Consider the following 15,287-nt stretch of genomic DNA (forward strand, 5'->3'; position numbering starts at 1 on the left):
ACTGGGGGTCACGCGGTCGGACGCTCTCCAGACCCCCGGCCCATCGGAACACGGTCGACGTGGAGCCGCGAGGTCGCCGCCATTCGAACGTCGACCGTCCTCGCCGGCTCGCGGAGCCCTCTCCGCGCGATTCGGCACACGCACCGTTCCACGTGAAACATCAGGTGGCGTGGGCACCGCCGATCGCAGGTCACACCAGGCCCTCACTGCGGACACCGCACCGAGGGGACGATGATCGAGTACTTCAGAAGCGACGTCCGGTCCATGCCAAGCACGGCCGGACAAGGCGAGCGCGGTCGCTGGCTCGCCCCACGGGGCCCGACTCGACGACTGTCCCGCGCAGCCTCCGCGCTCGATTGGAGCTCAGCCTGAGCGCCGGGACGCGGCTCACTGGCGAGGGGTGCCCGGTCGAGTGACTCCCGGTCGAATCCCGTCGCGATATTCGGGTCGCGAACGGTACCGACCACCTCTCCGGGTCCGCCTCCACGCCCGTTTCGCCGAGGTCACCACCTCGAACGCCGAGGGACCTGAACGTCACTGAAGCGGAGCGCCGACAGCAACTGTTCCTGCAGCCGCAGCTCCTGCTGCGGTGGCTGCGAGTCGGCGAGCAGAATCAGGCTGGGCGTCCGACCCCGCCGCGTCCTGCGGACGTCCGGTTGGTCGACACCTCATCGACGCACTCCTCGCCAGCGTCCGGCAGGAAGGTCCCGATTCGGATGCCGATCGCGCGGCGTCGCGATCCGACCGGGCGCAGAACAGCTGCGCGGCGACAGCCATGCGGCTCGGGTCGGCGCGAGCCTGGGGCGGCCCCGCGTTTCACGTGAAACATGAGCTCGGCGGCAGCGGATCAGCCCGCGCTGCCGTAGTCCGCGGTCACGGATCCTCGCGCCGGATCGAGGGAGACCTCGCCGCCGTACGGCAGGATCCACTGCGGTCGGGTGTGTCCGAACGGCGGGCCGACGCACACCACCGCATCCGGGTTGTAGCGCTCGATCATCTCGACCACCGCGTCGCGCTGGGCCGCTCGATAGGCGACGCGGTCCTCCGAAGACGGCATCACCTCGAGGGAACTGGCAGGCGGGCGGGCGGCGACCACGCCGGCGAGCGACTCCAGCAGACCACGCTCACCCATGGCGCGGAGCACTCGCGCCACCCAGTCGGCCGGCGGCAGGAGTTCACTGGTCTCGAGCAGCAGGATCGCACCCTCCAGCACCGTCGGTGCGAAGGGGAAGCGGTCGGCGATGAGCAGTTGGTCGATCACCTCGAGACATCCGCCCCACGTCCTTCCAGTCACCACACCGGTGCCGCCGGCCCAGGTCCATGGTTCGGTGCGCTCGCGCACACCGAACTCGGACAGCGATCGCGGTTCGGTCCAGGGCGCGCCGAAGTCCTCGGACTCGCCGGGCTCGACGACGTCGATCACCCCGCCGTCCAGCAACGCGGCGCGCAGCGACCGGGCGTGCACGTCGTCGACCCGCGGGCCGGAGCCGAGGTGGACCTGCGTGCTGCCGCCGTAGAAGCTCGCGACCCCGTTCGTCCACAGCCAGTGATGGAGGTTCGTGTTGTCGCTGTAGCCGACGAACGGCTTCGGGTCGTGACGGACCGCGGCGGGTTCGAGGTGAGGAATCACGAGGATCTGATCATCGCCACCGATCGTGGCCAGGATGGCCCGGATCGACGGATCGGAGAACGCCGACATCAGGTCCGCTGCCCGGTCGGACGGACTGGCGTCCGGCCTGCGCGTCGTCGGGTACTCCACCGGCACGAGTCCGGTCAGGTCCACGAGCCTCCGCATCGCCTGCTCGTGGATCGCCGGGAAGTGCGCTGGCGCGGCCCAGGCGGGGGAGAGCACGGCGACGCGATCGCCTGCTCGTGCCTTGGGCGGCTGGGTCAGGTGGTGCGCACGCATATCGCGATCATCTCGCACTCCGCGACGAGGAGACATACGGGGCTGAGACGGATCGGAGCCGCAGCGGGAACTTCTTCGACCCACTGCGCCCGACGCACCGGACTGCCGTCAGTCCGACGGAACGCGCGCCCGGAACACCCGGGTCACGTCGTCGACGACACCCTCGCCGAGGACGACCACCTCGACGTCGCTCAACCGATACTTGCGGATCGCCTTCTCCGCTGCGCCGATCTCACCGTCCACTCCGCTGCCCTTCATGAGGACGAGCTCACCCCCGGGTCGAAGCAGGGGAGCCGTGATCGGGATCAGCGTCCGGAGCGCACTGACGGCGCGGGCCGTGACCTGGTCGAGTCGACCCTTGAGCTTGACGTCCTCGGCTCGAGCCCGCACCACGTCGACGTTGTCGAGTCCGAGCTCGGCGACCTGACGATCGAGCCAGGCCACCCGACGTTCCATCGGCTCGATGAGGGTCAGGTGCACGTCGGGGCGGGCGATCGCCAGCACTAGTCCCGGGAGACCGGCGCCGGACCCCACGTCCCCGACACGACCCGGACGAAGGAGGGGAGCGACCAGGCCCGAGTTGACCACATGACGCGTCCAGAGCCGCGGCAGCTCGAGTGGGCCGATCAGTCCGAGCTCCTCGCCGTGCTCGCCCAAGCTCTCGGTGAAGGCGCGCGCGACATCGAGGCGGTCACCGAACACCACTGCCGCGGACGAGGGCTCGGCTTCGAGGCCGGGCTGTCGGTCGGGGGACTGGTCAGTCATGTTTCACGTGAAACGGACGTCGGCGGTCAGCCGACTCGCGTGATGACGGTGTGACGCTCCGCACCCTCGCCACGGGACTCTGAGTGAAGGCCCCGCTCCGCGACGAGGTCGTGCACGAGCTTCCGCTCGTACGACGACATCGGCGGGAGCGCCGCCTCGGACGCACCGGCCTCGAGCCGCTCCGCCGCGCGGGCGACCAGTCGACCGAGTTCGTCGCGGCGCGCATCGCGCGATCCGCCGACATCGAGGATGAGCCGCGAGAACGCACCGGTCTTGGTCTGCACCGCCAGCCGGGTCAGCTCCTGGAGCGCGGTCACCGTCTCGGGCCGGGAGAGCACCGCGAGGTCGGCCGGCTCGGAGGCGTGCACGGAGACATAGGCGCGACCGTTGCGCGCGTCGATGTCGATGTCGCCGTCGAGGTCGCAGATGTCGAGGAGTTCCTCGATGTAGTCGGCGGCGATATCGCCCTCCTCCTCGAGTTGCTCGAGGGATCGGGTCGCGGCGTCGTGCTGGACGTCCGTCATCGAGGTCACTTCCTGTTCTGCTTCTTCGCGCGGTTCTTGCCCATGGGCTGCTGGCGCTGCGTCGTGGTCGGCTTCTGCGGCTCTGCCTCGTCGGCGTCCGACTTGGTCTCGACGACGAGCTTGCCCTTGCGGGCGAGGCGTGCCTCGCGGGCCTTCGCCGCGTCGCTGCCGGGCGTGGGCATGTTGCGGATGACGATGAACTGCTGTCCCATCGTCCAGAAGTTCGAGACGAGCCAGTAGAACATGACGCCGAGCGGGAACGCCACGCCCGAGAACGCGAAGACCAGCGGGAGCAGGTAGAGGAGGATCCGCTGCTGGCGGAACATCGGGCTCGCCTTGGTCTCGGGCGACATGTTCTTCGAGACGATCTGGAGCTGCGTGATGAACTGCGAGGCGGTCATCAGGATGATCATGGTGACGGCCACGAACATGGTCGAGGCGCTGAACGGGTCGCCCGCCATCATCGCGTTCCACTCGCCGATGAAGGTCGAGTTCAGCGGAGCGCCGAGGAAGGTCGCGTTCGAGAAGGACTCGGCGAGCGTCGGGGTCAGAACGCCGACGCCTCCGCGATCCGCGTGGATCGACGCGTCGTTCAGAACGGAGAACAGGCCGAAGAAGATCGGCATCTGGAGCAGGAGCGGCAGGCACGACGAGAGCGGGTTCGTGCCCGTGCGCTTGTAGAGCTCCATGGTCTCGCGCGACATCGCCTCGCGAGAGAACTGGTCCTTCTTGCCCTTGTACTTGTCCTGGATCTTCTTCAACTGAGGTGCGACCTCGAGCATCCGCCGCTGGCTCTTGATCTGCCGGACGAAGATCGGGATGAGGGCCGCGCGCACCACGACGACGAGGCCGACGATCGCGAGGACCCAGGTGATGCCCGCGTTGGGGTCCATCCCGAGGAACGTCCAGAGCGAGTGGAACGCGACGAGGATCAGCTCGATGGCCCATTTGATGGGCCAGAGCAGAGTGCCGAAGATGTCCATGGGGGTGGGTCAGTCCTTCCGGGACGTGATGGGGGAGCGTTCGGGTGCGGCGCTGCGCGACGAGGCGGATGCCACGGTGTGGGCGTTCGGGGTGTGGTCGTGGTGTCCGGCGTGCGGATCCGGTGATGCGGCCGGCGCAGACGCGCCGATGCGCCGGCGTCCGCTGCGGTCCGCGTGGCGACCTCTCGGGCCAGGGGAACCGGCCCAGTCGGCCGGGATCACGATTCCGACTCGCGTGACGTGGAATCGGCGGACCCGAGGCAGGGGCACGTCATCGATGCCGCCGGCCGACCAGGGGTTGCACCGGACGATGCGCCAGGCGGTGAGCACCGACCCGAGGACCAGGCCGCGGTGCTGCACCGCGCCGAGGCCGTAGGCCGAGCAGGAGGGGTAGTACCGGCAGACATCGCCGTAGAGCGGTGAGATCACTGCCCGGTAGGCGCGGATGAGCAGCACGCCCGCATTGCGGGGCAGGAGCCAGACGAACCAGGCGAGGTTCTTCACGTCAGAGGTCTTCCGCTGAGGCGACGGTCGGCGCCGAGCCCACCGTCGACGAGGATGTCGCCACGCGGGGAGCCGCTTCGACCGGGCGCCGCCGAGCGCCGCGTGATGCCAGCGCGGCACCGAGCTCGTCCCGGAGTTCGGCGTAATCGGCGTCGGAGGAGGCCGGGAGCGCACGTACGACGACGTCGACGGCGGTCGCCCCGCCGTCGACGAACTCGCGGCCGGCCGCCTTCAGCCGCCGACGAACGAGGTTCCGGCGGACGGCGGTGCCGACCTTCTTGGACACGATGAAGCCGAAGCGCGCGTCGGAGCCCGCCTCCCGCGAGCGGATGTAGCTCACGGTGTGGGCACCGGCGACCTTCGCACCACGGCGCACGATGAACCGGTAGTCATCGGCGCTCGTGATGCGGTTGGCTTTGGCGAGCACCGAGGAACTTACGCGGAGAGCTCGGTGCGACCCTTGGAGCGGCGGGCCGAGAGGATCGCGCGGCCGGCACGCGTGCGCATGCGAGCGCGGAAGCCGTGCTTCTTGGCGCGACGACGGTTGTTGGGCTGGAACGTACGCTTGCTCATCTTCTTCTCCGGCTGGGAAATTCCGCGCACGGACGCGTCACAGGTGCGCCGGCGGGGAGAACTCGGTGCCCGAAAGGGCTGCGGTCAACTGATTAAAACTACGGCTTGCGGATGCCGCGGTCAAACCGAGCGCACAGCTGAACCGACATTCTGCACCGATCCACAGGTTCACCGGGGGACCGACACGCCGGGAGTGTCCGGGATCCCCCAGCGGGCATTTGTCGCAGCAGGCCCGATTCGCTAGCGTGTGACACCAGTTATCCCCAGCCTGTACGGCGGAATCCCGCGGTTCTCGCAAGTCTGCTCACAGGTGGTGGAGAACGTTGTGAACAGACGCCTTCGGGCCGCTCCACCGAATCGCTCGGGGGAGCGACGAGCGGCCGCCGAACGGTGCGACAGATTGCGGGGAGCGATGACGGAACAGCCCATCAGCGAGACGTGGGCGACGGTCCTCGAACGACTCTCCGACGACGCGGCGATCACTCCGATGCTGCAGGGCTTCCTGAACCTGGTCGAGCCGAAGGGCATCGCGGCGGGCACGTTCTACCTCGAGGTTCCGAACGACTTCACCGCGAGCATGCTGAACCAGCGCATGCGGGTCTCGCTCCTCTCGGCGATGAGCGCGATCGAGGCCCCGTCGCCGGTCACCTCCTTCTACGTCGTCGTGAACCCCGAACTCGAGGAGCTTCGCCCAGCCGAACCCGCCGCGAACGGACCGATGGGGGGCCCGGCATCCGTCGGCACCGGACCCGGGATGGGCGGCGCGGGCATGGCCGCCCAGGCGATGGGGCTCGACGAACCCCAGGTGGGCCCGCAGCCCATCTTCGACAGCGGCAGCGGCAGCATCGACCGACCTCGCGACGCGCGGCTGAATCCGAAGTACTCGTTCGACAGCTTCGTCATCGGCCAGTCCAACCGGTTCGCGCACGCCGCGGCCGTGGCCGTGGCCGAGGCGCCGGCGAAGGCGTACAACCCGCTGTTCATCTACGGCGACTCGGGCCTGGGCAAGACGCACCTCCTGCACGCCATCGGCCACTACGCGATGAGCCTGTATCCCGGCATCCGCGTTCGCTACGTGAGTTCCGAGGAGTTCACGAACGACTTCATCAACTCGATCGCGAACAATCGCGGCTCGCTCTTCCAGCAGCGCTACCGCAACATCGACATCCTGCTGATCGACGACATCCAGTTCCTCCAGGGCAAGGCGGAGACGCAAGAGGCGTTCTTCCACACCTTCAACACGCTGCACGACCACAACAAGCAGGTCGTGATCACGAGCGACGTGCCGCCGAAGCACCTGACCGGCTTCGAGGACCGCATGCGCAGCCGATTCGAGTGGGGCCTCATCACCGACGTCCAGGCGCCGGACCTCGAGACCCGCATCGCGATCCTCCGCAAGAAGGCGCAGAACGAGCACCTCCAGGTGCCCGACGACATCCTCGAGTACATGGCGTCGAAGGTGTCGAGCAACATCCGCGAGCTCGAGGGCACGCTCATCCGGGTGACCGCCTTCGCGAGCCTGAACCGCACGCCGGTCGACATGCCGCTCGTGCAGACGGTCCTGAAGGACCTGATCACGGATGACACGGACAACGTCGTCGCGCCGGTCGACATCATCACGGCGACCGCGGACTACTTCAAGCTCACGGTCGACGACCTCTACGGGTCGAGCCGATCGCAGGCGGTCGCGACCGCGCGTCAGATCGCGATGTACCTGTGCCGTGAGCTGACCAGCCTCAGCCTGCCGAAGATCGGCCAGCTCTTCGGCAATCGCGACCACACGACCGTCATGTACGCCAACAAGAAGATCTCGGAGCTCATGAAGGAGCGCCGTTCGATCTACAACCAGGTGACCGAACTCACCGCCCGCATCAAGCAGACCGCCCGCTACCGCTGAGTCGCGACGACGGATGCCGCGCTCGCGCGGTCCCTCGGCGCGCCCTCGACACGGTGCTCGGGTGCCGGTCATCGCGATTCCGCACAGGTGTGGAAAATCTGTGGATTGTTAACGAGCAACCGCGCCACGACTGTTGAGACGCCGACCGGGCCTGTGCACAACTCCGAACACCGGTCGTCGACGACGGATGCCGCTCACGTCGGTTTCCACACACCGTGCACAGAGCCGGGGGCCTCGCATCGGCGCCATCACGCGGATCTCCGAACGCCATCCACAGTTTCCACACCGGTTAACACCGTTAAGAGATACCTGGATTAACACACGGCGTTCGGCAACCTGGGATCGGGCGGGTCGGACGAGCCCCGGCCGCGCATCGGGGCAGGGGAAATCCCCGCCCCGGAAACAGGCGTCCGGATAGCATGGGAGCCATCCAGCACCTCCACGACGGGAGAACCGTGAAGTTCCAGGTCAATCGCGACGTCTTCAGTGAGGCCGTGTCGTTCGCCGTCAAGCTGCTGCCGCAGCGCACGACCCTTCCGATCCTCTCCGGCGTGCTGATCCAGGCGGAGGGCGACGGACTCGTCCTCTCGTCCTTTGACTACGAGGTCTCCTCGAGGACCGAGATCCAGGCCGACGTCGACGAGCCGGGCACCGTGCTCGTGTCCGGCCGGCTCCTCGCCGAGATCGCGGGCCGCCTCCCGAACGCGCCCGTGCGCGTGTCGACCGAGGAATCGCGGATCTCCGTGACGTGCGGGTCCGCGAGCTTCACGCTGCTGTCGATGCCCGTCGAGGAGTACCCGTCGATTCCCGAGATCGGCGAGCAGACCGGCGTCGTGCCCGCCGAGGAGTTCGCATCGGCCGTCGCGCAGGTCGCGGTCGCGGCATCCCGCGACGACGTCACCCCCGTCATCACCGGCGTGCAGCTCGAGGTTCGCGAGACGAACCTGAGTCTGGTCGCCACCGACCGCTACCGGGTCGCGATCCGCGAGATCGACTGGGACGGCGGCGGCGTGGCCGGCGACACCGAGGCGACGACGGCCCTGGTCCCCGCGCGCACGCTGCAGGAGGTCGGCAAGACGTTCGGCCACTCGGGCACCATCTCGGTCGCGATCACGAGTCGCGACGACCGCGAGCTCATCGCGTTCTCGGCCGATCGGAAGACGGTCACCAGCCTGCTCATCAAGGGCAACTTCCCGCCCGTGCGCCGGCTGTTCCCCGAGACGGTCGACAACTACGCGGTGATGAACACCGCCGAGCTCATCGAGGCGACCCGTCGCGTGGCGCTGGTGCTCGAGCGCGAGGCCGCGCTCCGCTACTCGTTCACGGCAGACGGACTCACGCTCGAGGCCATCGGCAGCGAGCAGGCCCAGGCGTCCGAGTCCATCGATGCGATCCTCACCGGCGACGACACGGTCGTCTCCCTGAAGCCGCAGTTCCTCCTCGACGGCCTGCAGGCCGTGCCCAGCGAGTTCGTGCGCATCTCCTTCACCAAGACCGAGAACCCCAACAAGCCGGGGCCCGTGCTCATCACGAGCCAGACGTCGCGCGAACAGGCGGGCGCCGACAGCTACCGCTACCTGCTGCAGCCGAACCTGCTGCTGCGATAGCCCGGCACCCCGCGCCGCGATGTCGGCGCGGGCGGGTACCGTGGGGGTTCGCAGGAAGGGAGCCGCACCGTGCACGTCGCGAGGCTCTCGCTCACCGATTTCCGCAACTACCGATCGGCCGAGTTGTCGTTCGAGCGGGGCGCGACGGTCATCGTGGGCCGCAACGGCCAGGGCAAGACCAACCTCGTCGAGGCGATCGGCTACCTCGCGACGCTCGGCTCGCATCGCGTCTCGAGCGACCAGGCGCTGATCCGGTCCGGCGCGGACGCCGCGATCATCCGCGCGCTGCTCTCGGCGGAAGGTCGCGAGGTCCTGCTCGAATTGCAGCTCAACCGGCAGGGAGCGAACCGAGCGCAGGTCAACCGGGGAGCGGCCAAGCCTCGCGACCTGCCCCGATATGCGCACACGGTGCTCTTCGCGCCGGAGGACCTCGCGATCGTGCGGGGCGAGCCGTCGGTTCGCCGTCGGATGCTCGACGGGCTGCTCGTCCAGCGCATCCCGCGCCTCGCCGGCGTCATGGCCGACTACGACCGCGTGCTCAAGCAGCGCAACTCGCTCCTGAAGAGCGCCCGCGCGCGTGGTCTCGCCGCGTCGCAGCTGACGACCCTCGACATCTGGGATGAACGGCTCGTCGAGCTCGGTGCCGAACTCGTCGATCGCCGCGCGGAGCTCGTGGCCGAGCTCCGCGAACCCCTCGCGGCCGCGTACCGCTCGATCGTCGACGACGACCACCGTCCGGAACTGCAGTCGGTCCTCTCGATCGATGGAGCCGACCCCGACGACGAGCCGACGGATGCCGCGTCCGCGACCGGAGGGGACGTCTCCGACCCCGAGACATCCGGCCGGGCGCCGACGACCGAACGCTTCGCGTCCGCGCTCCGGTCACTCCGTCGCCGGGAGCTCGAGCGGGGCGTCACCCTTGCCGGCCCGCACCGCGACGACGTGCGGCTGCTGCTGAACGACCTGCCCGCGAAGGGCTACGCCAGCCACGGCGAGTCATGGTCGTTCGCGCTCGCGCTTCGGCTCGCGTCGGCCGAGCTGCTCCGCCGCGACTCGACGACCGGCGACCCCGTGCTCCTGCTCGACGACGTGTTCGCCGAACTCGACCGCATGCGGAGGGAGCGGCTCGCCGCCGCGGTCGGCGACTTCGAGCAGGTGCTCATCACCGCGGCCGTCCTCGAAGACGTGCCGGAGCCGCTCGCGGGCCGCGTCATCCGGATCGCGGCCGGCGCGGTCGTCGACGAGCTCGCACCGCTCCGCGACGCCGAGTCGTCCGAGGCGCACATGCCGTCGGAGGCATCCGGTGTCTGAGGCCGCACGCACGTACCAGCACTTCCGCGAGATCTTCGGCGGCGAGCCGAGGGGCCGACCCGGGCGCGCACGTGTGCGCACGCGCGAGGTGGAGGGGAGCGAGCCGTTCACCCCGGGCCGCGACCCGAAGCCGCTCGGTGCCGCGATCGACGCACTCACGGCCCAGCTCGGGTGGACCGGCGCACTCTCGCAGCAGGAACTGCTGTCCGCGTGGCCCGAGATCGCCGGAGAGGACATCGCCCGGCACTCCGAGCCCATCGCGATCGAGGGCGGCGTGCTCCAGGTCCGATGCGAGTCCACGGCGTGGGCGACGCAGCTCCGGATGATGCGCGAGGAGCTCATCCGGGCGATCCTCGAACGCCATCCCCGCGCGGGCGTCGACACCATCCGTTTCCAAGGCCCGGATGCCCCCACCTGGAAAAGGGGTCCCAGATCGGTTCCAGGGCGCGGTCCGCGCGACACCTACGGCTGAGAAGGCAAAATCGGTCACTTCACCTCTCTCGAGGCCGCAGATCGGCGCGGAGCGCTTCGGGCGACCACCGGAGTTGATAGGATCGAGAGTCGCCAGAACGACGGTTTGGAGCCCGATTCACCCATGACAGCGGAACCGACGAAGGCCCAGGGTGCGCCTGAATACGGCGCCGACGCGATCCAGGTTCTCGAGGGCCTCGAAGCGGTTCGGAAGCGCCCCGGCATGTACATCGGCTCGACCGGGCCACGCGGACTCCACCACCTCGTCTACGAGATCGTCGACAACTCGGTCGACGAGGCGCTCGCCGGCTACGCCGACGACATCGACGTGACGATCCTGCCCGACGGCGGGGTCAGGGTCGTCGACAACGGTCGCGGCATCCCCGTCGACATGCACAAGACCGAGGGGCGCTCCACGGTCGAGGTCGTGCTCACGGTGCTCCACGCCGGCGGCAAGTTCGGCGGCGGCGGGTACGCGGTGTCGGGCGGCCTGCACGGGGTCGGCTCATCCGTCGTGAACGCGCTGTCGAGTCGGCTCGAGGTGGAGGTCAAGCGGCAGAGCCACGTCTGGCGCCAGTCGTTCTCCGTCGGCGTTCCGGTCGCACCGCTCTCGCAGGACGAGGCGATCCCCGAGTCCGAGACGGGGACCACGATCACGTTCTGGCCGAGCGCCGACATCTTCGAGACGGTCGAGTTCGACTACGAGACGCTCCGCACCCGGTTCCAGCAGATGGCGTTCCTCAACAAGGGCCTCCGCATCACGCTGACCGACATGCGCGCCGGTCACGTCGAGATCGACCCGGAGGACACCCCGACGACGGGTGCCATCACGATCCCGGTGCAGCGCACCGACACGTTCCTCTACGAGCGCGGGCTCGTCGACTACGTCGAGTACCTCAACAGGTCGAAGAAGGTGGAGCTCGTCAACGACGAGATCATCTCGTTCGAGGCGGAGGACACCGACCGCCACATCGCCCTCGAGGTGGCCATGCAGTGGACGACCGCGTACACGGAGTCGGTCCACACCTACGCGAACACGATCAACACCCACGAGGGCGGCACGCACGAGGAGGGGTTCCGTGCCGCGCTGACGAGCCTCGTCAACCGGTATGCGCGAGAGAAGGGCATCCTCAAGGAGAAGGACGACAACCTCTCGGGCGACGACGTGCGCGAGGGCCTCACCGCGGTGATCTCGGTCAAGCTGTCCGAGCCGCAGTTCGAGGGCCAGACCAAGACCAAGCTCGGCAACACCGAGGCGAAGTCGTTCGTGCAGCGCGTCGTCGGAGAGCAGCTCGGCGACTGGTTCGACCGCAACCCGAACCAGGCCCGCGACGTCATCCGCAAGGCGCAGCAGGCCGCCACCGCCCGCATCGCGGCGCGCAAGGCCCGCGAGGCGACCCGACGGAAGGGCTTCCTCGAGTCCAGCGGCATGCCCGGCAAGCTCAGCGACTGCACGAGCAAGGACCCGACCGTGTCGGAGATCTTCCTCGTCGAGGGCGACTCGGCCGGCGGATCGGCGAAGACCGGGCGGAACCCCGAGACCCAGGCCATCCTGCCCCTGCGCGGGAAGATCCTGAACGTCGAGAAGGCGCGCCTCGACCGCGCGCTCGGCAACGCCGAGATCCAAGCGATGATCACGGCCTTCGGCACGGGCATCGGTGAGGACTTCAACCCCGACAAGGCCAGGTACCACAAGATCGTCCTGATGGCCGACGCCGACGTCGACGGACAGCACATCACGACGCTGCTGCTCACCCTCCTCTTCCGGTACATGCGACCGCTGATCGAGATGGGCTACGTCTACCTCGCGCAGCCGCCGCTGTACCGCATCAAGTGGTCGAACGCCGACCACGACTACGTGTACTCCGATCGCGAGCGCGACGCGATCATCGTCGACGGCCAGGCCGCCGGCCGCCGGCTCCCCAAGGAGAACGGCGTGCAGCGCTACAAGGGCCTCGGCGAGATGAACCACCAGGAGCTGTGGGACACGACGATGAACCCCGAGACCCGCACCCTGCTGCAGGTCACGATGGACGACGCCGCGGCGGCCGACGAGATCTTCTCGACGCTCATGGGCGACGACGTCGAGTCGCGCCGTGCATTCATCCAGAAGAACGCGAAGGACGTGCGTTTCCTTGACATCTGACATCATCGAGCCCGGCGTTCCCGACGACGGCGGCTTCGGCGTCCACGGTCGCATCGACCAGGTCGACCTGCACCTCGAGATGCAGCGCTCGTACCTCGACTACGCGATGAGCGTGATCATCGGCCGTGCGCTGCCCGACGTCCGCGATGGGCTCAAGCCCGTGCACCGCCGCGTCATCTACACGATGTACGACGGCGGCTACCGCCCGGATCGCGCGTTCTCGAAGTGCACGCGCGTGATCGGCGACGTGATGGGCCAGTTCCACCCGCACGGCGACAGTGCCGTCTACGACTCGCTCGTCCGGCTCGTCCAGCCGTGGTCGATGCGCTACCCGCTCGCGCTCGGCCAGGGCAACTTCGGCTCCCCTGGCAACGACGGGGCCGCTGCGCACCGGTACACCGAGACGAAGATGTCGCCGCTCGCCATGGAGATGGTGCGCGACATCGAGGAAGAGACCGTCGACTTCCAGGACAACTACGACGGCCGCACGCAGGAGCCGACGGTCCTGCCCAGCCGGTTCCCGAACCTGCTCGTCAACGGTTCGGTGGGCATCGCGGTCGGCATGGCGACCAACATCCCGCCCCACAACCTGCGCGAGGTCGCCGACGGCGCCCTGTGGGCGCTCGAGCACCCGGATGCCACGCGCGAGGAGCTCCAGGACGCGCTCATCCAGCGCATCAAGGGCCCCGACTTCCCGACCGCAGCGCAGATCCTCGGAGTGAAGGGCATCCACGACGCCTACCGCACCGGCCGCGGATCGATCACGATGCGCGCGGTCGTCAACGTCGAGGAGATCCAGGGCCGCACCTGCCTCGTCGTCACCGAGCTCCCCTACCAGGTGAACCCCGACAACCTCGCGATCAAGATCGCCGACCTGGTGAAGGACGGCAAGCTCGCCGGCATCGCCGACATCCGCGACGAGTCGTCGGGACGCACGGGCCAGCGTCTCGTGATCGTGCTGAAGCGCGACGCCGTCGCCAAGGTCGTGCTGAACAACCTGTACAAGCACACGCAGCTGCAGGACAACTTCGGCGCGAACATGCTCGCGATCGTCGACGGCGTGCCGCGCACGCTCTCGATCGACGGGTTCATCTCGCACTGGGTCGACCACCAGGTCGACGTGATCGTGCGCCGCACGGCGTTCCGCCTCCGCAAGGCCGAGGAGCGGATGCACATCCTGCGCGGCTACCTCAAGGCGCTCGACGCGCTGGACGAGGTCATCGCGCTCATCCGTCGCTCGGCGACCGCGGAAGACGCGCGCGACGGACTGACGAAGCTGCTCGACATCGACGAGCTCCAGGCCCGCGCCATCCTCGAACTCCAGCTTCGTCGTCTCGCCGCGCTGGAGCGCCAGAAGATCATGGACGAGGCCGCCGAGCTCGAGCGCCAGATCGCCGACTACCGCGACATCCTCGCGACCCCGCTGCGACAGCGCACCATCATCGCCGACGAGCTCCGCGAGATCGTGGACAAGTTCGGAGACGAGCGCCGCACCCACATCGTCCCCGGGTTCGACGGCGACATGTCGGTCGAGGACCTGATCCCCGAGGAGGAGATGGTCGTCACCGTCACGCGCGGCGGGTACATCAAGCGCACGCGCAGCGACAACTACCGTTCGCAGCACCGCGGCGGCAAGGGCGTGAAGGGCGCGCAGCTGCGCGCCGACGACGTCGTCGACCACTTCTTCGTCACCACGACGCACCACTGGCTCCTGTTCTTCACGAACATGGGCCGCGTGTACCGGGCCAAGGCGTACGAGATCCAGGAGGCCGGCCGCGACGCGAAGGGACAGCACGTCGCGAACCTCCTCGAGCTGCAGCCCGACGAGGAGATCGCGCAGATCCTCGACATCCGCGACTACTCGGTCGCGACCTACCTCGTGCTGGCCACGCGCGACGGCCTGGTCAAGAAGACCGAGCTCACGGCCTACGACACCAACCGCTCCCGCGGCGTCATCGCGATCAACCTGCGCGAGGGCGACGAGCTCGTCTCGGCGATGCTCGTCGACGAGCACGACGAGATCCTCCTCGTCTCGAGGAAGGGCATGTCGCTCCGCTTCGAGGCGACGGATGACGCGCTCCGCCCCATGGGGCGCTCGACCTCGGGCGTGAAGGGCATGAGCTTCCGCTCGGGCGACGAGCTGCTCGCGGCATCCGTCGTGCCCCACTCGAACGGCGACGACGTGGCCGATGCGCCGGCGGATGACTCCGGGCAGAAGCAGAGCGCGGCGAACACGTACGTCTTCGTCGTGACCGAGGGCGGGTACGCCAAGCGAACGCGGATCGAGGAGTACCGCAAGCAGCAGCGCGGCGGGCTCGGCATCAAGGTGGCAAAGCTGAGCGACGATCGCGGCGACCTCGCGGGCGCGCTGACGGTCGCACGCGAGGACGAGGTCCTCGTGGTTCTTGCCAGCGGCAAGGTGGTACGCTCTGACGTCGCCGAGGTCCCCGCCAAGGGCAGGGACACGATGGGCGTCGTGTTCGCGAAGTTCGTCGCGGACGATCGCATCATCGCGATCGCGAAGAATTCCGAGCGGAACCTGGTGGAAGAGGCCGCGGAGTCCGAAGCGGCGGAGACCGCGGGAGAGGAGTGAGCGT

General features: G+C 68.5%; 13 protein-coding genes. 6 read left to right on the forward strand and 7 right to left on the reverse strand.

Annotated features, from left to right (window positions below; all coding sequences use genetic code 11):
- Positions 1-847: 847 nt before the first annotated feature.
- The 7 genes from GJR97_RS08555 to rpmH all read right to left on the reverse strand — a co-directional run bounded on the left by GJR97_RS08555 (position 848) and on the right by rpmH (position 5,258).
- Positions 848-1,909 (reverse strand): S66 family peptidase, encoded by a 1,062-nt coding sequence (locus tag GJR97_RS08555; RefSeq protein WP_154346057.1) that lies wholly within the window; start codon positions 1,907-1,909, stop codon positions 848-850.
- 108 nt (positions 1,910-2,017) lie between these two features.
- Positions 2,018-2,674, reverse strand: coding sequence for a 16S rRNA (guanine(527)-N(7))-methyltransferase RsmG (gene rsmG, locus GJR97_RS08560; protein ID WP_154346058.1), 657 nt, complete (start codon positions 2,672-2,674; stop codon positions 2,018-2,020).
- 26 nt (positions 2,675-2,700) lie between these two features.
- Complete coding sequence (locus GJR97_RS08565; RefSeq protein ID WP_154346060.1) at positions 2,701-3,198, reverse strand: Jag family protein; 498 nt, start codon at positions 3,196-3,198, stop codon at positions 2,701-2,703.
- A 5-nt stretch (positions 3,199-3,203) separates the two neighbouring features.
- Positions 3,204-4,181 carry a membrane protein insertase YidC gene (yidC, locus tag GJR97_RS08570; RefSeq protein ID WP_154346062.1) on the reverse strand — a complete coding sequence of 326 codons (978 nt, stop codon included), beginning with the start codon at positions 4,179-4,181 and terminating at the stop codon, positions 3,204-3,206.
- A gap of 9 nt (positions 4,182-4,190) precedes the next feature.
- Positions 4,191-4,685, reverse strand: coding sequence for a membrane protein insertion efficiency factor YidD (gene yidD / locus GJR97_RS18890; protein ID WP_407643583.1), 495 nt, complete (start codon positions 4,683-4,685; stop codon positions 4,191-4,193).
- Position 4,686: 1 nt separating this feature from the next.
- Positions 4,687-5,112 (reverse strand): ribonuclease P protein component, encoded by a 426-nt coding sequence (gene rnpA, locus GJR97_RS08580; protein WP_324613300.1) that lies wholly within the window; start codon positions 5,110-5,112, stop codon positions 4,687-4,689.
- A gap of 8 nt (positions 5,113-5,120) precedes the next feature.
- A complete protein-coding gene (rpmH, locus tag GJR97_RS08585; RefSeq protein WP_064002918.1) occupies positions 5,121-5,258 on the reverse strand; it encodes a 50S ribosomal protein L34 in 138 nt (45 codons plus the stop codon).
- Positions 5,259-5,745: 487 nt separating this feature from the next.
- Here rpmH and dnaA point away from each other — a divergent pair, with 487 nt between their 5' ends.
- From dnaA to gyrA, 6 genes are all read left to right on the forward strand, one after another.
- Positions 5,746-7,155: a chromosomal replication initiator protein DnaA gene (dnaA, locus tag GJR97_RS08590; RefSeq protein ID WP_407643589.1), complete on the forward strand. Its 1,410-nt coding sequence runs from the start codon at positions 5,746-5,748 to the stop codon at positions 7,153-7,155.
- Between the two features lie 455 nt (positions 7,156-7,610).
- On the forward strand, positions 7,611-8,762 hold the full coding sequence (gene dnaN, locus GJR97_RS08595; protein WP_324613352.1) for a DNA polymerase III subunit beta: 1,152 nt from the start codon (positions 7,611-7,613) through the stop codon (positions 8,760-8,762).
- Positions 8,763-8,831: 69 nt separating this feature from the next.
- A complete protein-coding gene (recF, locus tag GJR97_RS08600; RefSeq protein ID WP_324613301.1) occupies positions 8,832-10,073 on the forward strand; it encodes a DNA replication/repair protein RecF in 1,242 nt (413 codons plus the stop codon).
- Positions 10,066-10,545 carry a DUF721 domain-containing protein gene (locus GJR97_RS18205; RefSeq protein ID WP_242492141.1) on the forward strand — a complete coding sequence of 160 codons (480 nt, stop codon included), beginning with the start codon at positions 10,066-10,068 and terminating at the stop codon, positions 10,543-10,545. Before recF ends, GJR97_RS18205 begins: the two co-directional genes overlap by 8 nt.
- A gap of 123 nt (positions 10,546-10,668) precedes the next feature.
- Positions 10,669-12,690: a DNA topoisomerase (ATP-hydrolyzing) subunit B gene (gyrB, locus tag GJR97_RS08610; protein WP_154346068.1), complete on the forward strand. Its 2,022-nt coding sequence runs from the start codon at positions 10,669-10,671 to the stop codon at positions 12,688-12,690.
- A gap of 79 nt (positions 12,691-12,769) precedes the next feature.
- Positions 12,770-15,283 (forward strand): DNA gyrase subunit A, encoded by a 2,514-nt coding sequence (gene gyrA, locus GJR97_RS08615; protein WP_407643590.1) that lies wholly within the window; start codon positions 12,770-12,772, stop codon positions 15,281-15,283.
- Positions 15,284-15,287: the final 4 nt, after the last annotated feature.

Source organism: Agromyces kandeliae (genome assembly GCF_009674665.1).
In the GTDB taxonomy this organism is placed as follows: domain Bacteria; phylum Actinomycetota; class Actinomycetes; order Actinomycetales; family Microbacteriaceae; genus Agromyces; species Agromyces kandeliae.